This is a genomic window from Phaeobacter sp. BS52 (assembly GCF_045040595.1).
Taxonomy (GTDB): domain Bacteria; phylum Pseudomonadota; class Alphaproteobacteria; order Rhodobacterales; family Rhodobacteraceae; genus Phaeobacter; species Phaeobacter piscinae.
Map to the genome: position 1 here is coordinate 1,967,262 of NZ_CP090662.1, position 13,804 is coordinate 1,981,065.

Genomic DNA, 13,804 nt, shown 5'->3' on the forward strand with positions numbered 1-13,804 from the left:
GCGGGTGCTGCGCCCTCTGTGATGCTCCTGTCTGCGCTGTGCGGATGGGATGTCCTGCTGCGGTGCGCGCAGGGTCCGGCTGACCCAAGGGCGCGTCGCTAACATCTCTTGCGGAGCCGGATTCAAACTTGACCGAGTCAGGCGCCAGCGGGCACATAGGCGGCATATGGTGTTCCAACGGCGCTAAGCGTCAGGACTGAAACGGGAATGAGGAACGGTGGACCCAATCGCGGCACCGAAGCCTCAACCGCCCCCGCGACTGTGAGCGGCGAGCAGCTTTCCAACACCCACTGGCCAACGGGCTGGGAAGGGGGAGAGCAAGCAGCGACCCGCGAGTCAGGAGACCGGCCATGCCACATAATCAACCCGTCGGGTGAGACGGAGAGGAGACAGTAATGCATATCGAACCAGGCATCGTTGATGCCACCAAAATCGGCTTGTCTTATGCCACCGCAGCTGGCGCTGCGACTTATGCCGCCAAGGAAACCTTTGCGGATCTGAAAAAGACCAATATCGTATCCTATGCCCTGCGCGCCATGATCGCGACCGTGGGCGTGTTCCTGTTTTTCGAGGTGCTGCCGCATTTCCCGGTTGGCGTCTCAGAGGTGCATTTCATTCTCGGCTCGACGCTGTTCCTGATCCTAGGGGCCGCACCTGCGGCCTTTGGTTTGGCGGCGGGTCTGCTGATCCAGGGCGTGTTCTTTGCGCCGTTTGATCTGCCGATGTATTTCATCAACCTGACCACCCTCTTGGTGCCGCTGTTTGCCCTGCAAGCGCTGGCCGCCCGTATCATCGCGCCGGGCACCGCCTATGTCGACCTCAAGTACAGCCAGGCGCTGGCGCTGAGCACCGCTTATCAGGGCGGCGTGGTGGCCTGGGTGGCATTCTGGGCCTTCTACGGTCAGGGGTTTGGTGGCGAAACGGTAACTTCCGTGCTGACCTTTGGTGGCGCCTACATGCTGGTGGTGCTGATTGAGCCGATTGCCGATCTGGCGGTTCTGGCCGGTGCCAAGGCAATGCGTGGCCTCAACGGCAGCGCGCTGGTGACACCGCGTCTTTACAACAACGCCTGATCCTTGGCACATGACTGAACCGGCACGGCCCCGCCTTCGGGGCCGTGTTTTCATTTGAAAGGCCCGCAATGATTGACCTTACCCTGATTGGCATCGGCACCGGCAACCCGCAGCATCTGACCCTGCAGGCGGTGGAGGCGCTGAACGCGCAGGATCTGATCCTGATTCCCAATAAGGGCGCCGGGAAGGATGATCTGGCGGGGGTGCGCCAAGCCATTTGCGCCGCAGCGATCCGCGAGGGCGGCCCGGACCACCCCGCGCCCCGCATCGTGGAATTCGACCTGCCGGTGCGGGATGAGGCGACGCAGGATTACCGCCAACGGGTCGATGACTGGCATGACGCGATTGCTGAGATCTGGTGGCAGACCATCACCACCCATTTGCCCGAAGGTGGCGCGGTTGGGTTTCTGGTCTGGGGGGATCCCTCGCTTTATGACAGCACGATGCGCATTGCTGACCGGCTGAAGACGCGGGCCGAGATTGCCCTGCGCGTCATTCCCGGCATCACCTCCATTCAGGCGCTGACGGCGGCGCATGCGATCCCGATTAATACCATCAATGGTCCCTTCACCATCACCACCGGGCGGCAGCTGCGCGATGCGGGCTGGCCGGAAGGGACCGAGACGCTGGTGGTGATGCTAGATGGCGCCTGTTCGTTCCGCTCGCTTGATCCCGCAGGCCTTCAGATCTGGTGGACGGCCTATGCCGGGATGGAAAACGAGATTTCGATCTCAGGCCCGTTGGGAGAGGTCAGCGATCAGATCATCGAAACCCGCGCCAACGCCCGCGCGGATCATGGCTGGATCATGGATATCTATCTGCTGCGGCGGGCTGTCTCCAACCCTCCACGGTGACGCGTAAAAACAGCAAGGCCAGCCAAGCCACCCCGCTTCAGTGGACCTTGCACGCCCCTCACAGACAATTTTCGAAATAACAGTGTTATACGTCGAAGCTTTCAAACGCGTAAAGGCGACTTCACGCGATATATTGATAGTGAGCTACCGCCATAATTTGAGCTAAACACAACATGGAGCATTTCGCTCCCAAAGCCACGTCGTGCTACAAGCGACCTTCTCGCAAAGATGAGAATGAAGCCTTGTCACCATATATTATTAGAAGCGGTTGATAGTCCTCACTCTCGGTGCCTTGACGGAGTTCCGCTTTGGGCTGCGTGCGGTCTTCGAGTAGCTGGGCTGCACGGCGATCTTGCTGAAGGCACGCAGACGCATTGGGTGGCCCTGAGCCCAACCTGTACCTTGGATGGTTTCGCTGCGCGTGCGCCACAGCGCGTTCTGCCACCTGAATTCACAGGTTTCAGGTGAAGCTTGGATAAACCACCTTGGTCAAGCCAAGGTGGCCGACTTGAACGGGGCAGTTTACACTCTGCTGGAAAGGGCGAAGCTAGATAATGCCAAAATCTCACTGCAGGGGTTGGCAGCGTGTCAGAGCGCCGGGCGGCGGACAATCAGTCACCACGAGACGGAAGAATTAATGCAGGCCCTGCCGCCCATATTTGTCTAACGCTGCACAAGGTGCGGCGGCGTGAGGTCACCGGCAGCCAGGTTTACGGTTTCACCGATTTTCATCACAACAGCTTTTTCTGCGCCCAGGCCTAGTTTTTCCGCTGCCTTGCGGAACTTTATTGGCGCTTCAAACGGATTTTCCGGCGTCAACGCAATTGTTCCCCAATGCATACCGATTGCAGCTCGGGCGCCAACTTTCATTGCCAGTTCAACAGCTTCTTCAGGGGTGACATGGGCTCCCTTCATCAGTTTGCGCGGCTCATATGCTCCGATAGCCACCAACGCCAAATCGAAAGGCCCCGCCCTTTTGCCGATCTCGTCAAGGACAGGTCCGCTCGCTGTGTCCCCCGAAAACCAGATGCGGCCTTCGTCGGTGAAGATGCCAAAGCTGGCCCACAGCGTTTTGTTCTTGTCACGGAGACCGCGGCCGGAGTTGTGAAGTGCTTAAGCAAGGTGGAGATTTTGAGGGCGCCGGAGTGCCAGCTCTCCCACCAATCCTGTTCAATCACCTTTGAATAGCCGCGGCTGGTAAAGAATGCTCCCAGACCCAATGGAACAATAACCTGGATGTCCGCCTTGTAGGGATAGGCTTCGATTGTCGGAGCATCGAGATGATCATAGTGGTTGTGACTAACCAGCAGCACATCTGCCTTGGGCAACTCGGCTCCGGTGATCGGAGCTGCGACAAACCGCTTGGGGCCAAAGCCCGCAGGACCGGCAGTTTCCCCGAGGAACGGATCTGTCAGTATGATCTTGCCACCCAGCCTAATGATGAATGCAGAATGGCCCAGCCATGTGACGCTTGGATTGCGGGCCTGCGCCAATTGCCGACGGAATTCGTCACCTCCCAGGACATGATCGCTGGGAATAGGTGTTTTGAAAGAAGAGAACAGCTGGTTCATGATGAACCCGAGCATTTCTCCGGCGGACCCTTCGCGTACCGGGCTGCCGGGAGGGTTCCGGAACCTGTGGTTGGCCGTGTGATGGCTGGGTGTTGAGCTGCTCATGATCTGAATCTTGTTTCTTGTTTCATAGGAAGTACATGCGCCTAGCAGCGCAAAAATTCCGGCTGTGAGGAGAGCGGTACTCCTCAATTTCATGTTCGTTGCCTGAGGTTGCCGACCCAAGCTTGCCTGCCTGACCTGGCGGCCCTTCTCACGGCGCGTGCCATGGCGGATGAACAAGGCACCATGGCATTCCTGGCAGTGGATTGATTGGCCTTCCCATGTGTGTTCAGCTTTTGCTGCTGGCACTTGCGACTGCCGATATCTTTTCGATCAGCATTTGAACGGCAAGGTCGAAAACCTCTTCGTTGGAAGGGATCGGGCTGCCCAGATGGCGGGTCAGGTTCGGGTATTGAGCCGGATCGAGTTTTTTCTGTTTTTCCCTGACCAACGCCTTACTTCGATCCGGATCAGAACCAAACAGATTTTCACCGGTGCCAACACCAATCGCCATGGAAAGCAGGACTTCTCCGAACACTGGGATTTGCCGTTCCGGGAGGCCGGAGTGCTCCAATGCACGATAGATTGCGTCAATCACGTAACTGGCAGCCCGAGCATCAGACTCAGACAGATTGGTGACTTCCAGTCCAATCGTCGGAAAGACCAGATAAACGCTGCGGATGGAGGATGCGATTTCTGTAAGCTGAGTAGCCCAGTCCTCGTCTGTTATATCTTTCGTCAAGCAGCATTCGTGAATAGATCCGGTCTGCCATCGCTTGCAGCAGTTCGTTCTTGCTGCGGAAATAGCGATAGATCGCCGTAGGATCCGCATTCAAGGCCTTGCCAATTTTCCGGAGCGACAGTTTTTCAAGGCTTCCAACCTCCTCCGCCAAGGTGAGGGCGGTGTCCAGGATCAGTTCCGTGCTGAGACTGGTTCCAGCTTTGAAGATCAAGTTATTGGTTTGGATGGTTGAATTTTCTGAAGTCATGACGCGAATGTGATCGCTTTTGACGGGAAGTCAAGCCCGTTGTCACCACCAGCAGTCAACAACTGTTGACAGTGATTGATGATTCTCAATATCAAGGGAGGCATCTTCAAGACACTTCTGCCAAGCCGTGCAATTGCCAAGCAGCGGCAGGGTGGCTCTGCCAAAGGGAAGTCAAGATGACGATCAAGCTGAAACTGAACGGCCAGACGCATACCGTCGAAGCTGCGCCGGGGATCCCGCTTCTTTGGGTGATACGGGACGAACTAAAACTCACCGGAACGAAGTTCGGCTGTGGCATCGCCTCATGCGGCGCCTGCACGGTGCATATGGACGGTGAGCCTGTGCGCTCCTGCCAGACATACATCGAAGATACAGAGGGCGCTGAAATCACCACCATCGAGGCCGTCGGTGACGGAGCGATCGGCGCGGCTGTGCAGCAGGCCTGGCTGGAGCTGGATGTTGTTCAATGCGGCTACTGCCAATCCGGGCAGATCATGTCTGCGACAGGCCTGCTCGCCGAGAACCCCAAACCCAACGCGGAAGAGATCGACGATTACATGTCGGGGAATGCCTGCCGATGTGCTGCGTACCAGCGTATCCGGGCGGGCATCCTGCGCGCTGCTGAAATTCTGGAGGGCTGAAGATGACCGCGAATACGTCCCGCCGTAACTTTCTGAAGGGGGCTGCGGCTTCCACAGCTGTTCTCTTTGTCGGAGTAAACCCCAGCGGCGGTCTTGCCGCTGCCGGGGAAAGCACGGCTCAGTTCAACCCGTTTGTCAAAGTCGGGTCGGACGGTGCGGTGACAGCAATCGTCAAGCACTATGAGGCTGGCCAGGGCATCAGCACCGGGCTCTCCACGCTGATTGCGGAAGAAATCGGTCTGCGCCTTGATCAGATCGAATTCGAGTTCGCGCCATCTAACCCTGAACTTTATGCCAACCTCAGGTTCGGCATTTTCCAGGGCACTGGCAGCTCCACATCCCTTGTCAACTCCTGGGATCAGTACCGCCAGGCTGGTGCGGCAGCCCGTGAGATGCTGATTGCGGCCGCGGCTGCGGCATGGGGAAATGATGCTTCGGACATCACAATCGACGAGGGGATTATCAGTGCTGCCGGGCATTCTGCCCCCATCGGCGACTTTGTGGCGGCGGCCGCACAACTGCTTGAGCACCTGAAAACCCGCGCCTGAAAGATCCGGCAGACTATAAGCTGATCGGCTCACCTGCCGCCCGCCGTCTGGATTCCGCAAGCAAAGGCAACGGTCAGGCAAAATTCGCCATGGATGTGCATCTGCCCAATCAAATGGTTGTACTGATCAAGCGCCCACCGTCGCGGGGTGCCCTGGCCGTCAGCTTTGACGACAGCGCCGCGCAGGACATGCAAGGCTACCTGCATTCTGCAGTTCTGCCAAACAAGGCGGGCATCGCCATTTATGCAGAAAACACCTGGGCCGCAATTCAGGCGCGGGACGCGGTTGAGGCCGAGTGGGATCTCTCTGCCGCCGAGACCCGCAGCTCTGATGAGGTCGAAGCCGAAATCAGGGCGGCGCTGGACGCCGAACCTGAGTTCCGGGCGAACAGCACGGATCCGGACGCCGTGGCGGCAGACATCAAGGGGGCGGAAAAAACCATTGAAAGAACTTTCTACTTCCCGCTGCTGGCGCACGCCCCGATGGAGCCGTTGAATTGCACCATTGAACAGACCGAGGATGGCGACATCGTGCTCCATGATGGGGCGCAAATGCCGACGGCAACCCATCTGGCCTATCAGGAAATCTTCGGGCTGCCGCAGGAAAGAATTCACATCAAGTCGATGTTCGCAGGCGGGTCCTTTGGCCGCCGGGCAACCCCATCGGCGGACTATCAGGTCGAAGCGGCGCTGGCCTTTATCATGACGGATAGGACGCGGCCGGTGAAACTGGTCTGGACGCGCGAGGATGATATTCAGGGTGGCTACTACCGGCCTGCCTTCGGCCACAAGGTGCGGATTGGCCTAGATGCCAAGGGGGCCATCATCGGCTGGCAGCATCAAATTGCTGGCCAATCGGTGATGAAAGGCACCCCGTTTGAACAAATCGTCGTGCATAACGGCGTGGATCACACTTCCGTGGAAGGGGCTGTTGATACCGCCTACAGCATTCCGGGATTTGCCCTCGGCCTAACCGACACTCAAAAGGCAACATCAGTCTTGTGGTGGCGCTCCATCGGCCACGCCCACACAGCCTATGTGATGGAAACAATGATGGATCTGGCGGCCAAGGCAGCCGGAGCCGATCCGCTGGAGTACCGGCTGGCGTATCTGGCGGGCGCGAACAACAAGAACCAGCAGAGGAAGTCAGCGGCTCTGAAACTGGCCGCAGACAAGGCCGAGCTGGGGCAAGGCGCCTGCCGGTCATGCGCAGGGGATTTCGGGCCATATGTCCTTTGGCACCTTTGTTGCGCTTGTTGTCGAAGTCTCGGGCAGTGTGGAGGACGGCGTGCAGATTGAGAAAATCACATGCGCCGTGGATTGCGGCATTGCCGTCAATCCGGACATCGTAGACGCCCAGATCCAAAGCGGCGTCGGGTACGGTATCGGTCACATCATGCGCGATCAGATCACCCTCAGCAGCGGCAAAGTGGACCAGTTCAATTTCCCAGACTACGAGCCGCTGCGCATCGGCGACATCGGAGCCATTGATGTCCACATCATCCCCTCGGCTGAAGCCCCCAGCGGCATCGGCGAACCCGGAACGCCCCCCGCTGGGCCAGCTCTGGCCAACGCTGTCGCAGCCTTGGCTGGCACGATGGTCAGCACACTGCCGATGACTGAGAACGGCGTAACTTTTTCCTAAACCCAAACTCTTCAAGGAAACGACACGACCATGAGAATTGATTGGACGCTGCCCGGCAAACGGGTTGGCTTCTGGGGCTTTATCGACACGCTGATCGGCCCAGGGGCAACAAAAGCAGAAAAGAACCTGCAGCTTTATCCACCGTTCATCTTTGCCGCTGCAGCGTTATTGTCTTCGGCTTCTATCAGAACGCTGATTGGAATGTTTGGCAGTATATTCTGGTGTCATTGATGGCTGTGGATATGGTCGGCGGTGCCATCACAAATTCGACCTCGGCCGCCAAGCGCTGGTTCTTCCGTGAAGGTGAGGGTTTCAAGGCCCACATGACCTTCATTGCGATCCACCTGATCCAGATCACCTTGTTCAGTTGGGCATTTCTGGGCTTTGATTTGGGCTGGATTGCCATGGTCTATGGCTTCACCCTTGCGTCCTGTGCGGCGATCCTTCTGACACCTCTGTATCTGCAGCGCCCATTTGCGGCCCTCATCTACTGCATCGCGCTGCTTCTGTCGCTTTATGTCTTCGAGAATCCTGAACATCTGGAATGGTTCCTGCCCATCCTCTTCTTCAAGCTTCTCGTCAGCCACACGCTGCGGGAAGAGCCCTATCAGCCCTGATGACGGACCCTGTCTGACTGGGGCCTGAACCCGGAGTGGCTCAGGTCCCGGCCAGAGCTGGGCGTGCGTAGAACACACGCATTTTTGCCCTCTGCCTCATTTTCTTAACTGCGAAGATTGGAAATACCATGCTGTTCTCAAAGCTCTTCACCGCGACCGCGACCGCCATTGCTCTGGCAACCCCTGTTTTGGCTGAGGTAACTTATAAAACCCAACAGGGTCACACCGAAGTCCGCGTAAAATGGAGCCACGCAGGCGTCTCGATGCAGCATGGCGAGTTCACCAAGGCTGAAGGCACTCTGGTTTTGGATGAAGCCAATGTCGAAGGCGCACGCCTGAAAGCGGTTGTGGATGCAACCAGCATCCATTCCGGTGTCGCTGCGCTGGATGATCACATCAAGAATGCCGACTTCCTGGAAGTGGAAACATATCCGGAAATCACCTTTGAAAGCGCCTCTGTTACCCGCACCGGTGACAAGACCGCTGATATAGCAGGCAACCTGACCATGCACGGGGTGACCAAGCCCGTGACGCTTCAGGCCACTTTGACCCATATTGGAGAGCACCCGTTGGGGCAGTTCCTAGAGTATTACAAAGGCGATTGGGCGGCGTTTTATGCGCGAGCCGAAATCGAGCCGAAAGACTTTGGTGTTGGCATGACCATCCCGGTTGGGACACTGGTCATCGAAATCGACACTGAAATGCAGGCCGTGGAATAACTGCTCCCCCAAGACACGGTGCCGTCTCCCGCGAAAGAAACGGCACCGATCAGCACGTGACTGCGCGTAACGGACGGGAAAAGAAGAAGAAAACTCCAAGGCACCGGGCGATCTCGCGCCTCAGCGCGACCCGATAGGGCAGGTAGTCACTACCCCGCGCCATCGGGGTCTCAAGATGTGGCTTTTCGCCAGTGCCGAGGTGCGACACGCACGGATCCGAACTGCGAAGAATATGGCCGCAAGTATTGGCGACTGATGCGCGGTGGCGGTGCGCTTGCTCAGCGCTTCACATTCGAAAAGCTCATCAAGAGCGACAAGCCGTCGCTCCAGTGGGAAAGAGTGGCAGGCAGCTGAATTACGACCAGTTGCAGAAGAAAGTCATGGCTGTGCGAAAAACGGCGAGCCTGGCTGAATACTCACAGCACAGTCTGCTTTAAAAACCGCTGGTTAATTGGTTGAAGTCGGTTGCACAGATCAGCAGATTGTCGCGATCACCGGGCACAAGAGCCTATCCTGGTTCAAAAGTATTCGAAAGGGGCAGCCAAAAGCCCCTGGCGAAAGAGGCACAAAGCCTCAGAGACCGAAACAAAAACAGATCGTGAACGTAGAAATTTTTGGGGAAGCCGTGACATTACCCGTTCGGGGTGAGCGGTCAAGGTGGCGGCTAACTACTTGATAAAGTGGCGGGGAGACAGGGATTCGAACCCTGGGAACGCTCTCACGTTCAACGGTTTTCAAGACCGCCGCATTCGACCACTCTGCCACCTCCCCGGTCGGCGCCGGGTTTAGGCGCTGGTTGCCCGTCTGGCAAGAGGGAATTGCATCCTATGCCGTTTCACGGTGCCCGCCACCTGTCCCGGATACCCTGCGCTGCGGGCCGAGCGTGACGGGCTGCCACAGGGATCCGCGATCGCCGAAAACTTGCCGAGCGCGCTGTGGCAGGGTTTCCTTGCGTTGGCGTGGCGGCTATGCTGCGCCCATCATAAGGCGCCGGAACAACCGGTACAGGAACAGCTGACGCCGAAGCAATCGGCACGGAGCGCAGGACAGCGCGCATAAGAAGGCGCAAAGCGCCGTCAGATACGGGCAAGGAAGCACACATGGTTCACGCTATGTCGACACGCAAACACAGCGCCAAAGACCAAGGGTCTTCGCGCCGGGGCCGACGGCTTGCGGCGGCACTGACCGGGCTGATGATCCTCGGCGCCTGCGAAGAAGGCCCCGGATTGGCCTTCCTGAAACCAAAGCCACAGGAAGACGGCGCCGTCACCCCCTCCAGCAGTACCCGCCTGGTCGAACGCGAGGTGGAGGCACCAGAGGTGTTTCAGGTGACCGAAGCGGGCCTGTGGGATGGGCGCCCCTCGCTGGGCGGGGTCTGGGTGGCGCATCCGGATGCCGAAGATCCCGAACAGGTGATCATCCGCAATCAGGCCAATGGCAAATTTGTGATCGGTGCGCTGTTCCGGCGTGAGCGGGAAATTCCCGGTCCCCGGCTGCAGGTGTCCTCCGATGCGTCCGAGGCTCTGGGCATGTTGGCGGGTGCACCGGTTGAACTGAATGTCACCGCGCTGCGCCGCGAAAAAGTTGCCGATCCGGAGCAGGCAGCGGAGGTCATCCTTGAGGAGGCCGATGTCACCCTGGCCGATGGCGGCGATATCGACACGCAGCCTTTGGACCCGATTGCCGGTGCTGCGGCGGCCATTGACGCGGCGGCCCCGACCGCTGTTGCGCCTGCGCAGGCAGCCGCACCCGCCGTGGCCTCAACCGCAACCAAGGCCGCAGCAGCCAGTTCCTCTCTGAACAAACCCTATATTCAGATCGGTATTTTCAGTGTTGAGGCCAATGCCAAACGCACCGCCGATCAGATGCGCAATGCCGGGCTTATGCCCTCAGTCCTGTCCCAGTCCAGCAACGGAAAACCGTTCTGGCGGGTGCTGGTCGGGCTAGCCCAATCGAAATCCGAACGCAGTCAGCTGCTGAAGAGCGTCAAGGCCGTCGGCTTCTCCGATGCCTATGCGGTCACCAATTGACCTCGCTTGTGCGGCTCTGCTTGACGTGACCAACCGGAAAGACGCTTCTGTCATGACCTTTCTCCCCTCTCCGCTTCGCTCTGCTTTGAAACTGACCTGTGCGGCTGGCCTGTTGGTCAGCCTTTCGGCGCTGTCGGCTGCGGCCTTTGATACCCGCGCGCGCGCCGCCTATGTGCTGGATCAGGAGACCGATACCGTGCTGCTGGCCAAGAACGCCGATCTGGCGCTGCCGCCTGCGTCGATGTCGAAACTGATGACGCTTTATGTGGCGTTTGAAGCGATCCGCGATGGCCGCCTGACACTGGATGAGCGGCTGCCGGTCAGCGAACACGCCATGAGCTATAAGGGCTCGACCATGTTCCTCAATACGCAGGATCGGGTCCGGGTGGAGGATCTCTTACGCGGGATTATCGTGCTGTCGGGCAATGACGCCTGCGTGGTGCTGGCCGAAGCGTTGAGCCCGGATGGCACTGAGGCGGGGTTTGCCCGCTACATGACCAAACGGGCGCAGGAGATGGGGATGGAGAACTCCACCTTTGCCAATTCCAACGGCTGGCCTGCCGCCGGGCACCGGATGTCGGTGGAGGATCTGGCGATCCTTGCTGAAAAGCTGATCGAGGATTTCCCGCAGTATTACCCGCTGTTTGCCGAGCGGGAATTTGAATTTGATGGCCGCGCGCCCTCCAATGTGCGCAACCGCAACCCGCTGCTGGGTCTGGGCATCGGCGCGGATGGTCTGAAGACCGGCCACACCTCCGAGGCGGGCTATGGTCTGGTGGGATCCGCCGCACAGGGCGACCGGCGGGTGATTTTTGTGATCACCGGTCTGGACAGCACCACCGCCCGCGCAGAGGAGGCCGAGGCCCTGGTTAACTGGTCGTTTCGCCAATTTGCCAAAAAAACGGTGGCTAAAGCGGGTGTTCCGGTCGCAGAAGCCGAGGTCTGGCGCGGCGCAGAGGCAACCGTAGGGCTGGTGCCCGCGGAGGATCTGACCGTGCTGCTGCCTGCCCTTGCCGGTCGCGAGATCACTGGCGAGGTGGTCTATACCGGGCCGATTGATGCGCCCATCGAGAAGGGGCAGCAGCTGGCCGAACTGGTGCTGCAACCGGATGAGTTGCCAGAGGTGCGGCTGCCGCTGGTGGCGGAGAAGGACATTCCGACCGGTGGCTTCCCGGTGCGGGTGAAGACCGCTGCCGAAGTGCTGGTGAAGCGTTTTCTCAGCGGGCCTGAGGCCAGCCAGTGACAGCGGCCAAAACCGGCGCCGCAGTCGATGGCGAAGCCCTCTATTCCGGCCTCTTCGTCACATTTGAGGGTATCGACGGCTCCGGCAAATCGACGCAATGTCGGCTGCTGGCGGAGGCCTTGCAGGCGCAGGGGATTGAGGTTGTCCTGACCCGTGAACCCGGCGGGTCAGACGGCGCGGAGGAGATCCGCCGTCTGGTGCTGGAGGGGACCCGACCGCTGGTCGGCGGAAACCGAGCTGTTGCTGTTCACCGCAGCGCGGCGCGACCATATGGAACGGCGGATCCTGCCTGCGCTGGCTGCGGGCAAGGTGGTGGTCTGTGATCGCTTTGCCGATAGCACGCGGATGTATCAGGGGCTGTCGCGCGGGGATCTGCGCGCCAGCGTCGATCAGCTGCATCACCTGATGATTGGCCATGAACCGGACCTGACCATCCTGATCGACATGGACCCGGCCAAAGGGCTGGCGCGGGCCAAGGGCCGTCAGGGCAACGAAGAACGGTTCGAGGATTTTGGTCTGGATCTGCAACAGCGGATGCGTGCCGGGTTTCTGGCATTGGCTCAGGAATTTGCCGACCGGTTTCGCGTCATCGACGGGGATCGCCCGATGGACAGCGTCGCGCGCGATGTGCTGGAAGTTGTCTCCACCGCCCTGCCCGCGTCCGAGGGAGACGCAGGCGCATGAGCAAGGATGACGCCCCTCTGCGCGCGGATCAGACAGCAGGCGCGCCCCATCCGCGCGAAACGCAGCAGCTGTTCGGACAGGCGCAGGCGGAGCAGGATTTCCTGACCGCCTTCAACTCGGACCGGCTGCATCACGGCTGGCTTCTGACCGGCCCGCAGGGCGTGGGCAAGGCAACGCTGGCCTGGCGCATTGCGGCGTTTTTGCTATCGCAGCCGCCTGCGGAGGATGCGGGGTTGTTCGGCGCGCCGCCGCCTGCCACCTCGCTGGATATCGGAATGGATCATCCGGTGATGCACCGCATTCAGGCGCTGGCGGAGCCGGGGCTGGCGTCGATTACCCGCAGCGAAAACGACAAGGGCAAGCTGCGCGATCAGATCGTGGTCGATGACATCCGGGCGCTGAACAAATTCTTTGGCCTGTCGGCCACCGACGGCGGACGCCGGGTGGTGATTGTGGATGCCGCGGACGATATGAACACCAGTGCCGCCAATGCGCTGCTGAAGATGCTGGAAGAGCCGCCTGCCCGCACAACCCTGCTGCTGGTTTCACATCAGCCCTCGCGACTGTTGCCGACGATCCGCTCGCGCTGCCGGCTGTTGCGGTTTGCGCCGCTGAGCGCTGAGGACATGCAGGCGGCGCTGACGCAGGCAGGCGCTGAGCTGCCCAGACAGGCCGACCATCTGGCCGCGCTGTCCAATGGCTCTGTCGGGGCGGCGCTGCGGCTGCTGAACCTCGGTGGCTTGCAGGCCTACAGCGATGTGGTGCGGCTGCTGGACAGCCTGCCCCGGCTGGATCGGCAGCGCGCCATGGCGCTGGCGGAACAGGCCGCAGCACGGGGTGGGGCAGAGAAATTCGAGCTGCTGCTCACCCTGATTGATACGGCGCTGGCGCGGCTAGCACGCACCGGCGCCACCGGAACCGCCCCACAGCCGGAGGCCGCCCCGCAGGAGGCATCGGTGCTGTCCCGGCTTTCGCCGACGCCGCAAAAGGCCCGTGCCTGGGCGGATCTGGCAGCGCAGGTGACAGCCCGGATGCGCCACGGTCAGGCGGTGAACCTTGACCCCGCAGCACTTGTCCTAGATACGGTTTTCAAGATGCAGGACACTGCGGCGCGCTGATCCGGAGCACCGGACCCCCGCAGGACGCGAC

General features: G+C 59.8%; 16 protein-coding genes, 1 tRNA gene, 1 pseudogene and 1 riboswitch. Of the genes and pseudogenes, 13 read left to right on the forward strand and 5 right to left on the reverse strand.

Annotated elements, in window-relative coordinates:
• Positions 1-150: 150 nt before the first annotated feature.
• Positions 151-368, forward strand: a riboswitch (cobalamin riboswitch).
• 27 nt (positions 369-395) lie between these two features.
• On the forward strand, positions 396-1,073 hold the full coding sequence (locus tag L0Z65_RS09585) for an energy-coupling factor ABC transporter permease (protein WP_096868414.1): 678 nt from the start codon (positions 396-398) through the stop codon (positions 1,071-1,073).
• Between the two features lie 68 nt (positions 1,074-1,141).
• A complete protein-coding gene (gene cobF, locus L0Z65_RS09590) occupies positions 1,142-1,927 on the forward strand; it encodes a precorrin-6A synthase (deacetylating) (protein WP_405107120.1) in 786 nt (261 codons plus the stop codon).
• Between the two features lie 663 nt (positions 1,928-2,590).
• On the opposite strand, the gene L0Z65_RS09595 is transcribed toward cobF, so the two are convergent.
• The 4 genes from L0Z65_RS09595 to L0Z65_RS09610 form a co-directional block, all read right to left on the reverse strand.
• The gene (locus L0Z65_RS09595; RefSeq protein WP_405112509.1) at positions 2,591-2,956 is read right to left on the reverse strand and encodes an MBL fold metallo-hydrolase; all 366 of its coding nucleotides are present in this window, start codon (positions 2,954-2,956) and stop codon (positions 2,591-2,593) included.
• Entirely contained in the window at positions 2,842-3,603 is a 762-nt protein-coding gene (locus L0Z65_RS09600) for an MBL fold metallo-hydrolase (RefSeq protein ID WP_405107123.1), read from the reverse strand. The genes L0Z65_RS09595 and L0Z65_RS09600 overlap by 115 nt, the downstream gene beginning before the upstream one ends.
• A 226-nt stretch (positions 3,604-3,829) precedes the next feature.
• Positions 3,830-4,282, reverse strand: coding sequence for a TetR/AcrR family transcriptional regulator C-terminal domain-containing protein (locus L0Z65_RS09605; RefSeq protein ID WP_405107126.1), 453 nt, complete (start codon positions 4,280-4,282; stop codon positions 3,830-3,832).
• Positions 4,164-4,529 carry a TetR/AcrR family transcriptional regulator gene (locus tag L0Z65_RS09610; RefSeq protein WP_405107129.1) on the reverse strand — a complete coding sequence of 122 codons (366 nt, stop codon included), beginning with the start codon at positions 4,527-4,529 and terminating at the stop codon, positions 4,164-4,166. The genes L0Z65_RS09605 and L0Z65_RS09610 overlap by 119 nt, the downstream gene beginning before the upstream one ends.
• Positions 4,530-4,705: 176 nt before the next feature.
• Between L0Z65_RS09610 and L0Z65_RS09615 the strand changes: the two genes are divergently transcribed.
• From L0Z65_RS09615 to L0Z65_RS09645, 7 genes are all read left to right on the forward strand, one after another.
• Positions 4,706-5,170 (forward strand): (2Fe-2S)-binding protein, encoded by a 465-nt coding sequence (locus tag L0Z65_RS09615; protein WP_405107132.1) that lies wholly within the window; start codon positions 4,706-4,708, stop codon positions 5,168-5,170.
• Positions 5,171-5,172: 2 nt separating this feature from the next.
• Positions 5,173-5,718: a molybdopterin cofactor-binding domain-containing protein gene (locus L0Z65_RS09620; RefSeq protein ID WP_405107135.1), complete on the forward strand. Its 546-nt coding sequence runs from the start codon at positions 5,173-5,175 to the stop codon at positions 5,716-5,718.
• An 89-nt stretch (positions 5,719-5,807) separates the two neighbouring features.
• Positions 5,808-7,016 carry a xanthine dehydrogenase family protein molybdopterin-binding subunit gene (locus L0Z65_RS09625; RefSeq protein WP_405107138.1) on the forward strand — a complete coding sequence of 403 codons (1,209 nt, stop codon included), beginning with the start codon at positions 5,808-5,810 and terminating at the stop codon, positions 7,014-7,016.
• Positions 7,006-7,362: a molybdopterin cofactor-binding domain-containing protein gene (locus tag L0Z65_RS09630; RefSeq protein ID WP_405107141.1), complete on the forward strand. Its 357-nt coding sequence runs from the start codon at positions 7,006-7,008 to the stop codon at positions 7,360-7,362. Before L0Z65_RS09625 ends, L0Z65_RS09630 begins: the two co-directional genes overlap by 11 nt.
• Positions 7,363-7,392: 30 nt before the next feature.
• On the forward strand, positions 7,393-7,593 hold the full coding sequence (locus L0Z65_RS09635) for a hypothetical protein (protein WP_405107143.1): 201 nt from the start codon (positions 7,393-7,395) through the stop codon (positions 7,591-7,593).
• The gene (locus L0Z65_RS09640; RefSeq protein WP_405107146.1) at positions 7,593-7,979 is read left to right on the forward strand and encodes a hypothetical protein; all 387 of its coding nucleotides are present in this window, start codon (positions 7,593-7,595) and stop codon (positions 7,977-7,979) included. Before L0Z65_RS09635 ends, L0Z65_RS09640 begins: the two co-directional genes overlap by 1 nt.
• 128 nt (positions 7,980-8,107) lie before the next feature.
• The gene (locus L0Z65_RS09645) at positions 8,108-8,698 is read left to right on the forward strand and encodes a YceI family protein (RefSeq protein ID WP_405107149.1); all 591 of its coding nucleotides are present in this window, start codon (positions 8,108-8,110) and stop codon (positions 8,696-8,698) included.
• A 681-nt stretch (positions 8,699-9,379) separates the two neighbouring features.
• On the opposite strand, the gene L0Z65_RS09650 is transcribed toward L0Z65_RS09645, so the two are convergent.
• Positions 9,380-9,469 (reverse strand) — tRNA-Ser (locus L0Z65_RS09650).
• A 329-nt stretch (positions 9,470-9,798) separates the two neighbouring features.
• Here L0Z65_RS09650 and L0Z65_RS09655 point away from each other — a divergent pair.
• The 4 genes and pseudogenes from L0Z65_RS09655 to L0Z65_RS09670 all read left to right on the forward strand — a co-directional run bounded on the left by L0Z65_RS09655 (position 9,799) and on the right by L0Z65_RS09670 (position 13,773).
• The gene (locus L0Z65_RS09655; RefSeq protein WP_405107152.1) at positions 9,799-10,728 is read left to right on the forward strand and encodes an SPOR domain-containing protein; all 930 of its coding nucleotides are present in this window, start codon (positions 9,799-9,801) and stop codon (positions 10,726-10,728) included.
• A gap of 52 nt (positions 10,729-10,780) precedes the next feature.
• Complete coding sequence (locus tag L0Z65_RS09660; protein ID WP_040173793.1) at positions 10,781-11,971, forward strand: D-alanyl-D-alanine carboxypeptidase family protein; 1,191 nt, start codon at positions 10,781-10,783, stop codon at positions 11,969-11,971.
• Positions 11,968-12,655, forward strand: a pseudogene (tmk, locus tag L0Z65_RS09665) (dTMP kinase). The gene L0Z65_RS09660 and the pseudogene tmk overlap by 4 nt, the downstream one beginning before the upstream one ends.
• On the forward strand, positions 12,652-13,773 hold the full coding sequence (locus tag L0Z65_RS09670; protein ID WP_405107155.1) for a DNA polymerase III subunit delta': 1,122 nt from the start codon (positions 12,652-12,654) through the stop codon (positions 13,771-13,773). The pseudogene tmk and the gene L0Z65_RS09670 overlap by 4 nt, the downstream one beginning before the upstream one ends.
• The last annotated feature ends 31 nt before the right edge of the window (positions 13,774-13,804 follow it).

Excerpts from the sequence above, each read along its gene's own strand:
- L0Z65_RS09585 (WP_096868414.1), top strand. The coding sequence starts at position 396 with ATGCATATCGAACCAGGCATCGTTGATGCCACCAAAATCGGCTTGTCT.
- cobF (WP_405107120.1), top strand. The coding sequence starts at position 1,142 with ATGATTGACCTTACCCTGATTGGCATCGGCACCGGCAACCCGCAGCAT.
- L0Z65_RS09600 (WP_405107123.1), bottom strand. The coding sequence starts at position 3,603 with ATGAGCAGCTCAACACCCAGCCATCACACGGCCAACCACAGGTTCCGG.
- L0Z65_RS09610 (WP_405107129.1), bottom strand. The coding sequence starts at position 4,529 with ATGACTTCAGAAAATTCAACCATCCAAACCAATAACTTGATCTTCAAA.
- L0Z65_RS09615 (WP_405107132.1), top strand. The coding sequence starts at position 4,706 with ATGACGATCAAGCTGAAACTGAACGGCCAGACGCATACCGTCGAAGCT.
- L0Z65_RS09620 (WP_405107135.1), top strand. The coding sequence starts at position 5,173 with ATGACCGCGAATACGTCCCGCCGTAACTTTCTGAAGGGGGCTGCGGCT.
- L0Z65_RS09625 (WP_405107138.1), top strand. The coding sequence starts at position 5,808 with ATGGATGTGCATCTGCCCAATCAAATGGTTGTACTGATCAAGCGCCCA.
- L0Z65_RS09635 (WP_405107143.1), top strand. The coding sequence starts at position 7,393 with ATGAGAATTGATTGGACGCTGCCCGGCAAACGGGTTGGCTTCTGGGGC.
- L0Z65_RS09640 (WP_405107146.1), top strand. The coding sequence starts at position 7,593 with ATGGCTGTGGATATGGTCGGCGGTGCCATCACAAATTCGACCTCGGCC.
- L0Z65_RS09645 (WP_405107149.1), top strand. The coding sequence starts at position 8,108 with ATGCTGTTCTCAAAGCTCTTCACCGCGACCGCGACCGCCATTGCTCTG.
- L0Z65_RS09655 (WP_405107152.1), top strand. The coding sequence starts at position 9,799 with ATGGTTCACGCTATGTCGACACGCAAACACAGCGCCAAAGACCAAGGG.
- L0Z65_RS09660 (WP_040173793.1), top strand. The coding sequence starts at position 10,781 with ATGACCTTTCTCCCCTCTCCGCTTCGCTCTGCTTTGAAACTGACCTGT.
- L0Z65_RS09670 (WP_405107155.1), top strand. The coding sequence starts at position 12,652 with ATGAGCAAGGATGACGCCCCTCTGCGCGCGGATCAGACAGCAGGCGCG.